At 62.5% G+C, this 15,921-nt stretch carries 13 protein-coding genes; 2 read left to right on the forward strand and 11 right to left on the reverse strand.

The features are described 5' to 3' along the window. The first annotated feature begins 149 nt into the window (after positions 1-149). Entirely contained in the window at positions 150-1,547 is a 1,398-nt protein-coding gene (locus HHL24_RS04905; protein WP_169484320.1) for an MFS transporter, read from the forward strand. Between the two features lie 13 nt (positions 1,548-1,560). On the opposite strand, the gene HHL24_RS04910 is transcribed toward HHL24_RS04905, so the two are convergent. The 5 genes from HHL24_RS04910 to HHL24_RS04935 form a co-directional block, all read right to left on the reverse strand. Beyond that, positions 1,561-2,055, reverse strand: coding sequence for a DUF421 domain-containing protein (locus tag HHL24_RS04910; protein WP_169484321.1), 495 nt, complete (start codon positions 2,053-2,055; stop codon positions 1,561-1,563). Between the two features lie 74 nt (positions 2,056-2,129). Beyond that, positions 2,130-2,783: a glycosyltransferase gene (locus HHL24_RS04915; protein ID WP_169484322.1), complete on the reverse strand. Its 654-nt coding sequence runs from the start codon at positions 2,781-2,783 to the stop codon at positions 2,130-2,132. Next, the gene (locus HHL24_RS04920) at positions 2,780-3,385 is read right to left on the reverse strand and encodes a class I SAM-dependent methyltransferase (protein ID WP_169484323.1); all 606 of its coding nucleotides are present in this window, start codon (positions 3,383-3,385) and stop codon (positions 2,780-2,782) included. The genes HHL24_RS04915 and HHL24_RS04920 overlap by 4 nt, the downstream gene beginning before the upstream one ends. Before the next feature lie 24 nt (positions 3,386-3,409). Further along, positions 3,410-4,543, reverse strand: coding sequence for an acyl-CoA dehydrogenase (locus tag HHL24_RS04930; RefSeq protein WP_230417330.1), 1,134 nt, complete (start codon positions 4,541-4,543; stop codon positions 3,410-3,412). 603 nt (positions 4,544-5,146) lie between these two features. Then, a complete protein-coding gene (locus HHL24_RS04935) occupies positions 5,147-7,117 on the reverse strand; it encodes a PAS domain-containing hybrid sensor histidine kinase/response regulator (protein WP_169484324.1) in 1,971 nt (656 codons plus the stop codon). Positions 7,118-7,311: 194 nt separating this feature from the next. Between HHL24_RS04935 and HHL24_RS04940 the strand changes: the two genes are divergently transcribed. Continuing rightward, entirely contained in the window at positions 7,312-7,578 is a 267-nt protein-coding gene (locus HHL24_RS04940; RefSeq protein ID WP_407947472.1) for a hypothetical protein, read from the forward strand. Positions 7,579-7,665: 87 nt separating this feature from the next. On the opposite strand, the gene HHL24_RS04945 is transcribed toward HHL24_RS04940, so the two are convergent. From HHL24_RS04945 to HHL24_RS04970, 6 genes are all read right to left on the reverse strand, one after another. Then, on the reverse strand, positions 7,666-9,228 hold the full coding sequence (locus tag HHL24_RS04945) for a DHA2 family efflux MFS transporter permease subunit (RefSeq protein ID WP_169484326.1): 1,563 nt from the start codon (positions 9,226-9,228) through the stop codon (positions 7,666-7,668). Positions 9,229-9,308: 80 nt separating this feature from the next. Further along, positions 9,309-10,556 carry an HlyD family efflux transporter periplasmic adaptor subunit gene (locus HHL24_RS04950; RefSeq protein WP_169484327.1) on the reverse strand — a complete coding sequence of 416 codons (1,248 nt, stop codon included), beginning with the start codon at positions 10,554-10,556 and terminating at the stop codon, positions 9,309-9,311. 43 nt (positions 10,557-10,599) lie between these two features. Further along, positions 10,600-12,123 carry an efflux transporter outer membrane subunit gene (locus tag HHL24_RS04955; protein ID WP_169484328.1) on the reverse strand — a complete coding sequence of 508 codons (1,524 nt, stop codon included), beginning with the start codon at positions 12,121-12,123 and terminating at the stop codon, positions 10,600-10,602. Between the two features lie 67 nt (positions 12,124-12,190). Then, complete coding sequence (locus HHL24_RS04960) at positions 12,191-12,628, reverse strand: MarR family winged helix-turn-helix transcriptional regulator (RefSeq protein ID WP_169484329.1); 438 nt, start codon at positions 12,626-12,628, stop codon at positions 12,191-12,193. A gap of 204 nt (positions 12,629-12,832) precedes the next feature. Beyond that, positions 12,833-13,882, reverse strand: a complete 1,050-nt coding sequence (locus tag HHL24_RS04965; protein WP_169484331.1) for an NAD(P)/FAD-dependent oxidoreductase — start codon at positions 13,880-13,882, stop codon at positions 12,833-12,835. Between the two features lie 256 nt (positions 13,883-14,138). After that, positions 14,139-15,713, reverse strand: coding sequence for a methyl-accepting chemotaxis protein (locus HHL24_RS04970; RefSeq protein WP_169484333.1), 1,575 nt, complete (start codon positions 15,711-15,713; stop codon positions 14,139-14,141). Positions 15,714-15,921 lie beyond the last annotated feature (208 nt).

Genomic DNA, 15,921 nt, shown 5'->3' on the forward strand with positions numbered 1-15,921 from the left:
GGCGGCATGTTGCGCGACGGTCACATCCGCGACCCACGCAATCTCAGAAAGGGGCGGCATCAGGCGGTGCGCTATTAACCATCCGCACCGTACAGGTGCAATAATGACCCCTTTGCCTGCGACCATCCGCCGCAGAACGCCCGCCTCTCATGACCGTCGCCCAGAAAGCCCTGATTGCGCCCCTTATCGTCGCGTGCGCGATGTTCATGGAAAGCGTGGATGCGAATGTGATCGTTACCGCCTTGCCCGCCATGGCGCGCGACTTCGGGCGCGATCCGGTCACGCTGAAAATCGCGGTGACGAGCTACGTGCTGGGCCTCGGCGTCTTTATCCCGGTGTGCGGGTGGTTGGCGGACCGCTTCGGCGCGCGCACGATTTTCCGCACCGCGATCGGCATCTTCGTGACCGGCTCGCTCTTGTGCGCCGCGTCGAACTCGCTGGCCACCTTCACCCTCGCCCGTTTCGTGCAAGGCGTCGGCGGCGCGATGATGGTGCCGGTCGGGCGGATCATCATCTTCCGCGTGGTCCACAAGTCCGACTTTATCCGCGCGATGAATTATCTGAGCGTCCCCGCGATGCTCGGACCGGCCGCCGGGCCGCTGCTCGGCGGCTTCATCACTACCTATCTCCACTGGCGTCTGATCTTCTTCATCAATGTGCCGATCGGCATTCTCGGCATCTATCTGACCAACCGGCATATCGCCAACACGCGCGAACCCGACCCCGGGCCGCTCGACTGGATCGGCTTTTTTCTGTCGGCGGCCGGTGCAGTGCTGCTTTTGCTCGGACTGTCGCTAGTCGGCGGCGAACTCATGTCGAATCGGGACGCGTTCGGCATGTGCGCGAGCGGCGCAGTTCTGCTTGTGGGCTACGTCGCGTACGCGCAGCGCGTCAAACTTCCGTTGCTCGATCTGCGCTTCTTCAAGGTGCCGACTTTCCAGGCGAGCGTTCTCGGCGGGTCGCTGTTTCGCATCGGCCTCGGCGCGTTGCCGTTTCTGCTGCCGCTGATGCTGCAGGAAGGACACGGCATGAGCGCATTCGAGTCCGGCCTGATCACCTGCGCGTCCGCGTTCGGCGGCATGTTCATGCGCACGGTCGCCTCGCGCGTGCTGCATCGCTTCGGCTTCCGTTCGGTGCTGGTGGTGAACGCGGCGCTGTCAGGGATATCGATCGCGGCGTGCGGACTGTTTTTCCCCGGCACGCCGACCTGGATCATCTGGTTCGTCGTGTTGCTGGGCGGCTTCTTCCCCGCGCTGCAATTCACGAGTCTCAACTCGCTGACTTACGCGGAAATCGCCAGCCGCGATGTGGGGCGCGCGACGAGTCTCGGCAGCGTCGTGCAACAGATGTCACTCGGCCTGGGCGTAACGGTGGGCGGTATCGTGCTGCAGATTTCGCGCGTGCTGCATGGACATCCCGGCATCATGTGGTCGGATTTCTGGCCCGCGTTTCTGGTGGTGGGCTTGTGCTCGTTCGCGTCGATTCCGGTCACGCTGCGCATGCCGCATCGCGCGGGTGAAGAGATTTCGCGAGGCGGGCGCGGGTGAAAGTCGCACCTCGTTAATCCTTCTTACGGATCACGCTCACTTCGCCGTTACGCTCGAGAATTGCCGCGGCCACATTGTCCATCGAGCGCGAGCCGGTTTTCTGCCGGACGCTCTCGTGAACATCGGTGACGGTAATCAGAGCGGCATCCATTTCGCGCGCATTGAATTTGCCGTCGCTGAACACCTCGCGTTCTACCCCGCCCACCAGCCGCTCCAACGCCGGCGAACGCATGCAAGCCCAGGCCAGCAGCCGATGCGCGAGGACGATCACGACCGAGGCCACGGTCGTCGCGATAAACGGCGACGCGCCGACAATCGCCCGGCTCAATGTTGCACCGAGCAGTATCACCACCACCGAATCGAATGGCGAACGCTGCCCGAACGAGCGCCGGCCCGATAGCCGGATCAGCGTCAGGGCGATCAGAAAGACGGCTATCGAGCGCAGGCCCATCTGCAGCGGATCGAGATTCCTGCCTTCGCCGAATAACACCAGGAACGCGTCCCTCATGTGCCCTCCTCGCGGCGTGCCGCCGTCTTGTGTTCACGAATCGAACCTCAAACGGGCTGCTGCCACCGAGCGCATTAGCCTGTCGCCCATGCAGCAAGCGTGTCGCCAAAGCCGCCGCGCGCTCGGGCCGCCTTACGCGCGCTCGTGATCACGCGCGGCGCCGCGCTCCACGCGATACGGGCGCCGGTCGCGATCAACCGGTCGACGAGCGCGACGTCTTCGCTGCACGTGAGCGGTGGAAAGCCGCCGGCGCGTCGATACGCTTCGGCCGAGACGCCGAGATTCGCGCCGTGCACGTGGCGGTGACCGTCGGCGTCCACATAGGTCTTGCGAAAATATTCGCGCACGCTGTGCGGATGCGCGGTCCAGTCGTCCACCGCAATCGAGCCGCACACCGCGTCCGCGTCCAGCGACAACTGCGCGACCAACCAGCCCGGGGACACGCGGCTATCGGCGTCAGTGAAAGCGAGCCAACGGGCGCCGTCCGCCAGCAAAAAGTCGGCGCCGGTCGCACGGGCGATGCCGACATTGCGCGCCTTCAGCGTCAGCGTCTCGACGCCGTAAGCACGCGCGATTGCCCCGGTGAAATCGCTGCAGGCATCGAGCACGACGACGATCCGCACCGCCTCGCCCGCCAGATCGGCGTGCCGCGATGCTTCGATCAACGCGGCAAGACAAGGCGCCAGCAATGCCTCTTCGTTATGCGCCGGAACGATCACGCCGATCATAGGAGCCCCTCGCGCTGCGCCACCGAACGCGCGTCGCGCGACCATACGTCGATTAGCAGATCGGCTTCGTCGTGATGCGCGAGACGCGAAAGGCCGCAACGCGCATCGAACAATGCGTGCGCGGCATCAGCGGATTCGAGCGCTTCGGCAAACGGACGGCGCCAGTGGCACGCGAGCAACGTGCCGTCCGGCGTGAGCGATGCTGCAATTCGCGCGGCCAGCGTTTCGAGGTCGGATGCATCGAGGTAATAGGCAAATTCGCTGATGACGATCAGGTCGAACGGCCCTGCTTCGGTCGGCCATTCGTGCGGCACAGTGCGTTGTTCGACGCGGACCTGCTGCATACCGGCAACACGTTCGCGTGCGACACGCACCGCTGTTTCGTGCAGATCGGCGGCGAGCAGCGCATCGCAGCGCGTCGCCAGCTCGGCCGTCAGCTCACCATTCGCACAGCCCGGTTCGAATGCATTGTGATAGCGCGGTCGCGGCAGCAACGCAAGCGTGAGCGAGCGCTTGCGACGCTCGTACCAGCCTTCGCGCAGGTGCCACGGGTCGTCGCTGCTTTTGTAGAGTTCATTGAAATACACCACGGGTGAGGACATGTCAGCGGCCCTCCATGGATCGCGTCAGAGCAGCCACGGTGAACCTCCGGCGGCGGAGTTGGCGTTGGCGTTGGCGTTGGCGTTGGCGTTGGCGTTGGCGTTGGCGTTGGCGTTGGCGTTGGCGTTGGCGTCAATCTTCGCCTTGATGGTCAACTCGCCGAGCGCGGCAAGATCGCGTTCGGCATGGCTTTGCCGCAAGAACACCGGCAGGTCCGCCAACGCACGGGCAAAGCGTGCATCGCGGCACATTGGGCCGGCGCCGAGCGTTCGCGTCGCATGGCGCATCACCGCAGTCGCCGCCTCTTCGACGACGAGGCGTGCGCGCATGACTTCACGTTGCGCATCGGCGTGGCGGTTCGCATCGATATGAGCAGCGGTTTCGCGCAACACCGCAGCGGCGCCCGCTAAAGCGACATCGATCGCGCCGAGGTGAGCGAGCCGATGCGCGTCGGCGCGTTGCATGGACGCGTCGAGCACTGTCCGGCCGATCTGCGCGGCGGCGCCGTACCAGCACGCGGCAATGCCCGCGCCGCCATGCCAGAAGCCCGGGCGGCGCACGTACGCATGCGCAGCGCCCACGAGCGTAGCCGGTGTCTGATCGAAGGTGACGTCGGCACTCGCGGTTGCCTGCATGCCCACCGCTTGCCACTTCGATGCATCGATCGAGATCGAAGCCTCGTCCATCGCGACGGCTGCGAGTACGGGTTCATCGTCGAGCCATGCAGTGACGAGCGCGTGACTGACTACGGCGGCGCCCGAGCACCAGGCCTTGGTACCGGCGAGGCGCAGATCCACGTTATCGGTTCGGGTTCCTACTTTTTTTACCTGCACGCGCGCATCGGGCGGCTCCGCGGCCCACACGGCCCAGCGGCTGCCCGCGGGCGGTGTGGGTCCGTGCAATTCGGCGAGGATGGCGAGCGCATCGGTATGGCCTTCGAACAGTTTGACGAGGCCGAGGTCGCACGCTGCAACAGTGGCGAGGGCACGCCAGCGCGTCAGGGTCTGGCCGTGCCCCGGCAACGGCAGGCATGGCGAACGGTCGTAGCCGCATTCGACCAATGCGCGTAAAACCCCGCCAAGCGCGGCGGGAGCGTTCGCATCGAAACGCGTGTCACGCAGAAAAACTTCAAGCGGCGCGGCAGATTGCGCGGGCCTCATCGCAGGGCATCCCGCGAGCGGTTCGGGAGCGCGCGTTCGGCTGGGACTTTCCGGCGACCGCGCACTAGCGCCGGTCGCACGATCACGCGTATCGAGCATCGTGCCTCCCTGAAGCGGTTCGATCTATGCCTGCGTACTTTCAATAGCCGCGGCGCTTGCAGACGAACAGCAAGCGGCGTGCCGCAGGCATCAAAGCCTTGGCACGTCACCATGTTCAGGGGGTATCAGGCACTAGAGGCCGCCTTCGGCGGCCTTGCAGGCAGGGAGGAAAGATGCGTCGGCGGCCTTGCAGGCAGGGAGGAAAGATGCGTCGGCGGCCTCGCAGGCAGGGAGGAAAGATGCGTCGGCGGCCTCGCAGGCAGGGAGGAAAGATGCGTCGACGGCCTTGCAGGCAGGGAGGAAAGATGCGTCGGCGGCCTTGCAGGCATGAAGGAAGACGCGGCGGCGGCCTTGCAGGCATGGAGGAAAGACGCGGCGGCGGCCCTGCAGGCACGAAGGAAAGATGCGGCGGCGCCCCGGCAGGCAGGAAGGCAGGTCGCGACAGCGGCCCGGCACCAAGGAAGCGGCGACAGCCCGGCAGGAACGAACCGAGGCCTTTGACGATTAGTCGGGACCGCCCCGCCGCTGCTCTTCGACCCGCGTCAGCAAGGCATCGAATAGCGCAAGTTCCACCGGTTTCACCAGATGCGCGTGGAAACCGGCCTCGCTGGTGCGCTCGCGATCGCTTGCGTGGCCGAAGCCGGTCATGGCGGCGAACGTCGTGCCGGCGAGCGCAGGCATCTCGCGCAGCGCCGCGAGCGTCGCGTAACCGTCCATCTTCGGCATCGCAATGTCGATCACTGCGAGGTCGGGCGCAAAGCGCGGCGCCACCTGGAGCGCCTGCGCACCCTCGTAGGCGATGCGCACTTCGTGACCCTTGAGTTCAAGCAGCATCGCGAGACTGTCGGCCGAGTCGCGATTGTCGTCGACCAGCAGAATCCGCAACGGCTCAATCATGCCCGCCGTCGTGCCCGCCTGATCGGCAGGGTCTTCGGACCGCGCGGCGACAAGCGGCAGACTGAACGTGAACGTACTGCCGCGCCCCGCCCCCTCGCTGCTCGCGATAATGCTGCCGCCATGCAATTCAACCAGCGATTTGCACAACGTGAGGCCGATGCCGAGGCCGCCTTCGCCGGGGCTTTGTGCGTCCTTTTCCTGCGCGAACAGCTCGAAGATCGTGTCGAGCGAGCGCACGGGAATGCCGCAACCCGAGTCACGCACTTCCAGCACGGCCATGTTGTAGTCGACGCGGCCGTCGATCTCGATACGGCTGCCGGATGGCGAAAATTTCGACGCGTTATGCAGCAGGTTTTGCAGCACCTGCACCAGTCGCGTCATATCTCCGCGGATGAGTACCGGCTCAAGCGGTATATGTGACACGACACTTTGCCCATGCGCATCCGTAAACGGCCGCGCTGCTTCGATTGCGCGCGCCACCAGTTCGCCCAGATCGACACGAGCAAGACGCAACTCGACCTTGTCCGACATGATCCGGCCGACGTCAAGCAGGTCGTCGACCAGCCGCGTGAGGTGGGTGACCTGACGATCGATCAGATCGCGCGAACGCGCCAGCGTGGCGCTCAGCCCCGCTTCGAGCTGCATCACGCCGATCGCGTTGCGCACCGGAGCGAGCGGATTGCGCAATTCGTGCGCGAGAGTCGCGAGAAATTTGCGCATGCGGTCGCCGGAGCGCTCGAGCTCTTCGCGCTGACGCCGCTCGGTCAGATCGCGCGTGACCTTGGCGAAACCGCGCAGCCGGTTCGACTCGTCATACACGGCGGTAATGTTGACGTTGGCCCAGAAGGTCGTGCCGTCCTTGCGAACGCGCCAGCCTTCGTCCTCGACATGACCGAAATGCCGGGCGATCGCCAGCTCGCGCGCCGGCTTGCCTGCCGCCAGTTCCTCAGGCAGGTAGAACACCGAAAAATGCTGGCCGAGAATTTCGTCGCGCGTATAACCTTTGATGCGCGCGGCGCCCGCATTCCAGCTGATCACGTGGCCTTCCGGATCGAGCATGAAAATCGCGTAGTCCTTCACACTGTCCACCAGCAGACGGAACCGCTCCTCGCTTTGCCGCAGCGCCTCCAGATGCTCGCGCTGCGCAGTCAGATCGCGCGTGATCTTGGCGAAGCCCGTGAGGATGCCCGCGTCGTTACGGATCGCCGTGATGATCACGTTCGACCAGAAAGTCGTGCCGTCCTTGCGAACGCGCCAGCCTTCATCTTCGAAGCGGCCAGTGAGCGACGCCTGTTGCAGCTCGTAGGCCGGCCAGCCGCGCGCTACTGCTTCGGCAGTGTAGAAGCGCGAAAAGTGCTGGCCGACAATCTCCTTTTCCGTATAACCCTTCAGTTTCTGTGCACCGGCATTCCAGCTAACGATGTGCCCGGTCGCGTCGAGCAGGAAGATCGCGTAGTCTTCGATCGCCTGCACCAGCGTCCAGTAATTCACGCCGGCGAGCGCGCTCGGCTGAGTGGGGGCCGGGTCTTCGGCGGGCTCGCCGTGTTCGCCGGCTGAAGGGACATCAAGCTTGGTCATGGTGGGAAATATTATTGTGTCCGTCCAAAAGCATACACCGGGAGTCGCCGCTGCTTCGCTTAAGGTTTCCGCTAAGGGCGAGGAGTAGAACGGCCAGGCACGCGCGCGATGGTGCGTGAGCGCCGTTTGCTCCATGTGCGCCACTCGTTTCACGCAGCCACTGCGCCCCTGGCCCTGCAATTGCTACTTCCCCAATGCACCCCTACCAAAACCAGGAGCCCCACTTGAAACTAGCATTGACAACATTCGCCCTTACCGCAGCGCTCGCCTTCACCCACACTGCCGTTCACGCTGAAGGTTGCACCAAAGGCGCGGTGGTGGGCGGCGTCACTGGCCACGTTGCCGGCGATCATGCTGTCGCGGGCGCCGCAGCAGGCTGTGCAATTGGCCACCATGAGGCCAAAAAGAAAGACAAAGCTGCCAGCGCGGCTGCAGCGGCCAGCCAGCCCGCCGGCAAATAACCGTCATGTAAAAAAAGCCCGGTGGATGGCCTTTCGGTCACTACCGGGCTCTATCGAAGCGCAAACTAACAACAGACGAATAAACTCTCAGTGCCCCCCGGCGCCTGCCGCCGCGGCCGCACTCGCCTTATCCGGCTTCGTCACCCAGATCAACGGAATGATCACCACGAATATCACGGCTGAGAGCCAGAAAATATCGTTCAACCCGAGCATCGCCGCCTGGGTATTCAGCGAATTCTCGAAGAACGCCATCGCTTGCGACGTACTTCCGCCCAACGAACTTTGTACAGCATCCAGAGCAGAAGTGAATGCCGGATTGTTCACGCTCGTCTGCTCAGCCAGCCTGGCGTGATGCATGATCGTTCGGTCGTTCCACCCCGTCGCCGCGAGCGATGTTCCCACCGCGCCCGCAAACACCCGCACGAAATTGGACAGACCCGCGGCCGCCGGAATCCTGTCAGCCGCCAGTCCCGAAAGAATGATTGCAGTCAGCGGTACAAAGAACAAAGCGGTCGGAATACCTTGCAACAACGTCGGCAAGACCAGCGTCCACGTATCCACGCCAGTCGTGTAGTGCGAGCGCATGAAGAACACGCCGGCAAAGCCCAGGAACGCCAGCGTCGCCAGCACCCGCGCATCGGACTTCGGCATGACCTTCGCCATCACCGGCGCAAGGATCACCGCAAAGATGCCGAGCGGCGCGGTCGCCAAACCGGCGTCCACCGAACGGTAGTTCAGATATTCCTGCATCCACTGCGGTAACAACACGAGGTTGGAAAAAAACACGGCGTACGCGACTGAAATCGCGATCGTCCCGCCCAGAAAATTGCGCCCTCCGAACAATTTCACATCGATGATCGGATTCTTCTCCGTCAGCTCCCAGATCACGAAAAACACGAAGCTAATGCTCGCGAATACCGTCAACGCGATGATCACCGGCGAGTTGAACCAGTCGAGGTCCTTGCCTTTGTCGAGCATGATCTGCAACGAACCCACCCATGCGATCAGTGAGATCAGCCCAACCTTGTCGATCGGCAAGCGCTTCGTCGGCGTTTCACGCGTTCGGTAGATCGCCCACGTCACGCCGGCTGCAAAGATGCCAACAGGAATGTTGATGTAGAAAATCCATGACCACGAGTAGCTGTCGGTAATCCAGCCGCCGAGCGCCGGACCGGCGATCGGGCCGACCGTCGCGGTCATCGCCCACAAAGCCAGCGCATGCGAACTCTTTTCTCTCGGATATGAGCCGAGCAGGATCGCTTGCGACAGCGGAATCAATGGGCCGGCCACCGCGCCTTGCAAAATCCGCGCGGCGAGCAGCACCGGCAAATTCGGCGCAATGCCGCACAGCCACGACGAAAACACGAACAGCAGAATGGCCCACACAAACAACTTGATTTGCCCGACGCGCTGCGTGAGCCAACCGGTCAAAGGAATCGCAATCGCATTGGCGGCGGCGAACAGCGTAATTACCCACGTGCCCTCGTCCACCGACACACCAAGATTGCCCGCGATCGTCGGAATCGCCACGTTCGCAATCGACGAATCAAGCACGTTCATAAACGTGGCTAACGCCACGGCAAGCGTCGCCAGCACGAGCTTGCCGCCAGTCAAAGGCGGGAGCGCTGCGGGGCGGGTCGATCCATTCATTTCATCACCTGTTCGGAGATATATATCTGACTTGTCAGCTAATTGCCTAAAAAAATTGGCACGTCTTTAAGTAGCGCCGATCAACCCGCTTTGTGGACGGCGTTTTTCTGCGTCGCGTTCGACGCGGCCATATGCTCCGCCGGCATGTTCTGCGCGATGATCTTTGCGATCTCCGCATCCGCGTCCGCGCCATACTGAGCGAAAACGTCCGTGCGATACGAGGTGCCGATTGCAGCGCCGAGCTGGGTGCCCGACTCGTCGCGCGTTTCGACGTCGACTTGCATCGACAGACCGATCCGCAGCGGATGCGCGTTCAATTCGCTCTGGTCGAGCTGGATACGCGCAGGCAATCGCTGCACGACCTTGATCCAGTTGCCGGTCGCATTCTGCGCGGGCAACACAGCGAACGCGGCACCCGTACCTGCGGAGAATCCCACCACGCGGCCGTGATATTTGATGCTCGAACCGTAAACATCGGCGGTGAGCGTGACCGGTTGGCCGATGCGCATGTGCTTCAGTTGCCCTTCCTTGAAGTTCGCATCGACCCACACGCCGTCGAGCGGCACGATGGCCATTAACGGGGTGCCCGGCGCCACGCGTTGCCCGACCTGCACCGAGCGACGCGCGACATAGCCCGTGACAGGTGCGGGCAACGTGTTGCGCGCGTAATTCAGGTAGGCGTCGCGCACTTTCGATGCTGCCGCCTGCACGTTCGGATGTTGTTCGATCGACGTGCGGTCGGTCAGTGCGTGGTTGGCTTCGGCCTGCTGGCGGGCCGCGTCGAGTGCGGCTTGCGCGGAGCTGACCGCATCGCGAGCGTGCGCGATGTCTTCGCCGGATACCGCACCGGTGTCGGCCACGGCCTGACGGCGCTTCAGATCGTCGTTGGCACGCGCGAGATCCGACTGACGTTGCGCGACGGTTGCGGCGTAGAAGTCGTTGTTGACATAGAGGCCGCTGACTTGCCGCACCGTTTGACCCAGCGTCGCTTCGGCGTTCGACAGCGCGACTTTCGCATCGGCGTTATCGAGCGTCACGAGCGGCGCGCCCTGCTTGACGATCTGCGTGTCGTCCGCGTTGACGGCGATCACCGTGCCACTCACTTGCGGCGTGAGTTGTACGAGGTTGCCGCTGACATAGGCGTCGTCGGTCGATTGATAATATTGGCCGTTGGTGAAGTAGTACGCGCCGTAACCTGCGCCGGCCACCACGACGGTTGCGGCGAGCAAGGCGAGCAGCAGTTTGCGCTTCGTGGGTGCTTGCACTTGCTGGGTTTGGGGTTGGTCCGCGTCCGCCGTCGTGCGGCCGGTGCTGATCGTATCGCTCATTGTGTGGCTCCTGACAGGATGTAAGAAGTGTCGCGGTGGCGCATCAGCGCGCGGCGACGACGGGGTTGGTTTGTGCAGCCGATGCTGATGCGGCCGATGCCGCTTCGCTCGTGCTATTGCTTGCGTTGTCGGTATAACCGCCGCCGAGTGCGGCAGCCAGCGCGATTTGCTGGTCACGCCGGTTCATCTTCAGATTCGCGACCTGCTGATCGGCGGCAAGCGCCGTGGTGTCGGCGTTCAGCACGGTGAGCTGATTCGCGAGACCGGCCTTGTACTGCGTGAGCGCAAGCTGGTCGGCGCTGCGGGCGGCTTCTTGAGCGGCCTCAGCGTCGCCGAGCTGCTCGTCGGTCGAACGGATTTGGGCGAGTTGCGTCGCGACTTCGGACAACGCGGTGATGAGCGTCTGGTTATACGTCGCCACGGCGTAATCGAAATCCGCGTAGCGCCCCTTCAGTTGCGCGCGCAACTGACCCCCGTCGAAGATCGGCAGATGGATCGCCGGACCGACCGATGCCGTGCGGCTCGCCGCAGTCAGGAAGCGGCCGAACCCGAATGCGTCGAGGCCGATCGCGGCGCTCAGGTTGATGTCGGGATAGAACTCCGCTTTGGCTTCCTTCACATCGTGCGTGAGGCCGTCGACGCGCCATTTTGCGGCGACCAGATCCGGACGGCGGCTCACGAGATCGGCGGGCAGATTGTCAGGCAGGCGCACTTCGTCGCCGATACCGAGTGTCGGACGTGCGATCGCGAGACCGCGGTCCGGCCCGGCGCCGAGCAAAGCGGCCAGTTGATAGCGGGTGGTAAGGATGTCGCCGTCGAGCGCGGCCAGGCTCGCGCGGCTCGTCGCAAGATTCGCTTGCGCGGTCTTGCGCTCGACTTGCGTGTCGAGGCCGGTTGCAATACGCCCGGCGGTGATGCGGTCGATCTGCTCGCGCTGCGTGACTTCCTGTTGCGCAATGTCGTGCAGCGCATACAGCCGCGCAAGCTGGTTATAGGTGCGCGCCGTCGCTGAGGTCAGCGAGAGCTTGACGACTTCAGCGTCGGCCTCGCTCGCCTGCAACTGGGAAAGGGACGCCTTCAACGCTTCGCGATTCTTGCCCCACAAGTCGAGATCGTACGAAGCGGACAGCAGGCCCTTGTTCTCCGATTGCCACGAGCCGCCATACGGCGGCGGCACCAGCGCCGTGCCCGAATACTGCTGACGTGTGAACGAATACGTCGCGCCGACTTGAGGCATCGTGCTGGCCTTGGCCGTTTCGCTGTATGCGGCGGCAGCAGCAACACGCGCCCTCGCCTGTTCAATCGACGGATTGCCCTTCAGTGCTTCTTCCAGTAGCGACTTGAGTTGCGCGTCGCCGAACTGATCGGCCCAATTGGCCGCCGGCCAGTGGCCGTTATCCGCCGGAATGCTTTGTTGAGTCGCGTAGGTCTGCGGCGCCGCCATCTGCTTGTCGCTCGAGATACCGGCGTAGTTCGCACAAGCCGATAACACGGCCGCGAAGATCAACGTCACGCCAGCCTTCGCGACTCTCGAGCCGATTTTCCGTTGATTTAACTGCACTTGCATTTTCTGACTCGTCAGATATATGGATAAAAAAACGGCTGCGATTTCCCGCAGCGTTGTCCTTATGCGCTTAGTCTTCGAGAAATTTGTAGAGCAGGCGGCGCAGTTCCTGGAACTCGGTTTTCGTAAATTTCCTCAGGCGGCCGTTGAGCACCACCGGCGCGATTTCCGGCAGACGCCCGGCGACTGCTTCTCCCGCTTTTGTCAGCTTCAGATTGACGACGCGGCGGTCTTCAATGCTGCGTGAACGCTCCAGCAAGCCCTTGGTTTCCAGCTTGTCGAGCATGCGTGTCATCAAGCCCGTGTCGATACCGAGCAGCTTGGACAACTCGAACGGCGTGGTTGCGACGCTGTCGCGTAAGGACATCAGAATGCCCATTTGCTGGCTGGTGATGTCCAGATCCTTCAGCGCAGCGTCCATTTCAGTGATCAGCACATTGCGCGCCTTGTTGATGGCAAACCCCACGCTGCGCGTCAGATTGAAATTCTCCGGCGTGTAGTGATCCATATGCGGTTCCTTGTCGGTTGAAACAAATATAGCTGCATAGTCAGATACTGTCAATAATAAATTTGCGGACGTCAGATCTGGATATGCCCCGGCTGGGCAAATAAACAGACGAATGGGCGCCGCCGGGATCCGGGGTCCTATCCGCCCGGCAGCCGCACCATCAGCGCTGCCTCGGCCACTTCTCCGGCCGCTGGCGCCGAACCGTCAGCCCGAAGCGGCGACCTTTTCCGCGAGTTTCGCGTCGTAACTCGAATGGACATGCACTCGCTTCTTCTCCGGGTACGCATACGCATACGCCTTGCGCAGAGCCAGCGATGCCTCGTGAAAACCCGACAGAATCAGCTTTTGTTTGTTCGGGTAGTTAGCGATATCGCCCACCGCGAAGATGCCAGGCCGAGAGCTTTCGTAGTTGGACGTATCCACATCCACACGGCCACCGTGGATCGAGAGATTCCATTGAGCGATCGGTCCCAGATCGGCAACCAACCCGTACAGCACAACGAGTTGCTCGCTATGGAGCTGCGTTTCACCTTCGATATGCCGCAGTGAGATCGACTTCAACGTATCGTCCTCGACATTGAGCCCCGAAATAGCGCCGACAATGAAATCCATCTCGCCCGCCTCGACTGCACGCCGCATCAGCTCGACGCTCGAATTCGCCGCACTGAAGCCGTTGCGCCGATGCACCAGCGTCACGCGCCGCGCAACCTTGCGCAGAGCAAGTGCCCAGTCAAGCGCGGAATCGCCGCCGCCGGCTACCACCACCGTCTTGTCGGCGAAATCCGCGAGACGTTGCACGCTGTAGTGCACATGACGCGACTCCAGCGGCACGGCTTCGGCAAGCGCCAGCTTCTGCGGGACGAACGCACCATTCCCGGCGGCAAGCAGAATCGCCGCCACGTCGAATACGAGGCCGCGGTCGGTGCGCACGGTCCAGCGCCCATCGTCGCGCTGCTCGACCGACTCGACTCGCTGCTCGAGATGAATCGGCACATCGAACGGCTTGCATTGCACCAACAGCCGTTCGACCAGTTCGCGCGCGGTACACGAGGGAATCGCGGGAATGTCGTAGATCGGCTTGTCCGGATAGAGCTCAATGCACTGCCCGCCCACCTTGTCGAGCCCATCGACGATCTGGCATGACAGGCCGATCACACCCGCTTCGAAAGCGGCAAAGAGGCCCACGGGGCCAGCGCCGACAATCAGAACATCGGAGCGAATCGGTTGCGGAAGCGGGTCTGCAGCGTGCGTCATTCGGGATCTCGTCGGGTAGGTCGATGATCCACCATACAGAATCGCCCGAAGCCCGGCAACGATGCCATTACAGACGGTAAGGACGCTTGGGTCCAGCGGGCACCCTTGCTGACCAGACCAAAGTGGCTAGCTGAGGATATGAAAAAACGGTCAATTTCCAACATCGCTGCCGGGCTGCATCGACGTGTATCTGAGGACATGGCCGCACGCTTAAATATCCTAAACGTTCAACCAGTCCATCTAACGCAAACCGAAATCAGAACGCCGGCTCGCGTACTGCCGCATCGCGGGCGACTTTAAAAGCCGCGGTCAATTCACTCAATTGCCGCGCCTGATCCGCCAGCGAGTTTGCGGTTGCCGCGCTCTCCTCAACCAGTGCAGCGTTGTGCTGCGTGACCTCATCCATCTGCGTGACGGCGAGACTCACCTGCTGGATGCCCTCGCTCTGCTCTTTGGACGCAGCCGCAATCTCGCCGACGATCCGCGCGACACGCCCAATGGCCGCTTCGATTTCCTGCATCGTATCGCCCGCTTCATTGACGAGCCCGGCGCCGCTCTCGACACGCGAAGTCGACTCCGCGATCAGCGTGCCGATTTCCTTCGCGGCAGCTGCCGAACGTTGAGCGAGACTGCGCACCTCGCCCGCCACCACGGCGAAGCCGCGTCCTTCTTCACCGGCACGGGCGGCTTCGACGGCCGCATTCAAAGCAAGAATATTGGTCTGGAAGGCGATGCCTTCAATCGCGGTAATGATGCCCGTCATCTTCGACGAACCCGCGTGAATCACACGCATCGTCTCAACCATGCTGCCGACCGAACTGCGTCCACGCGCGGCCATCTCCGAAGCGCGCAAAGCCAGCTCGCTCGCGTGATGGGCGTTTTCTGCGTTCAATTGCACGGTCGACGTGAGCTGTTCCATCGCCGCCGCGGTTTCTTCCAGCGAGGCCGCCTGCTCCTCCGTGCGTTGCGACAGATCGAGATTGCCCGCGGCGATCTGCTGCGTCGATGAAGCGATCGAATGCGAACCGGCGCGGACGGTGGTGACGGTTGCGCCGAGCTTGTCCTGCATGGACGCAACACCCCGCAGCAGTGTCGCCATTTCGTCATTCGAGCGGATCGGCACGTGGGTGGTCAATTCACCGGCGGCGATGGCATCGAACTGGCGCAACGCGTCGTTCAGCGGCCCCATGATCGCGCGGCGCAACGTGCGCCAGCTGATGAACGCCACCGTCAGACCCGCCAGAATGCTGCCGATACACGCAATCAGCAGCGTGTGAAACAGCGTGGCCGAGCGCTCGCTCGCGTCGCTCGCCTGCTGGTTCAGATAGTCGTCCAGCGCGCCCTGGCTCGTGTTCATCGCCGTGTAAAGGCCGATCAGATGATTCGCGCGGCTTTCGTTCATCCAGCTCGCGTCGCCCGTGCGGATCGCGTCTACCAGCTTGTCGATGCCGTCACGCCGCACGGCTGCGCGCTTTGCGTCGAGATCGTCGGTGAGGCGTTGCAGTTCAGGCGTTTTCGGCAGATCGCGGAAGCTGTTCCACCACTTGTCGGAATCGGCGAGCAGCATGCGGGCGCGCTCGAGTTGCGTGTCCAGTTGCGGCGAATGCGGATTGCTCATCGCCCAGTCAAGCCCGAAGCGCGCGCGTGACATGGCCGTGCCCGATTTGCCGAGCGCCACGACCGAAGCGAAATGCACCGTGTAAGCGTCACGCTGCGCCTCGTTGCTCTCGTTCATCCCGAAGATGCCGAGCACGCCGGTGGCAATCAGTAGCACGCCAAGAAACGCGATGGTGATCGCGATCCGTAGATTGATGGTCAGGTTCTTGGTCATCGTGGTTTTGTAATTTTTGTTCCTTATATGGAACATGTAACCGTATATGGAAAGTATAGCGATTCGTACTAGCCTGAAAAAATTAAATTCGCGAGGCGCGGCAAACGCGCAACACGCCTTTAGCCGCTGTTTCGCCGGTGGTCGCCGGAGGCCTCATTGAATAGATTAAATTTATAGAACTATAAAAAAACAACATTATTTTTATAGC

The organism is Paraburkholderia polaris (assembly GCF_012927345.1).
GTDB classification, from domain to species: Bacteria; Pseudomonadota; Gammaproteobacteria; order Burkholderiales; family Burkholderiaceae; genus Paraburkholderia; species Paraburkholderia polaris.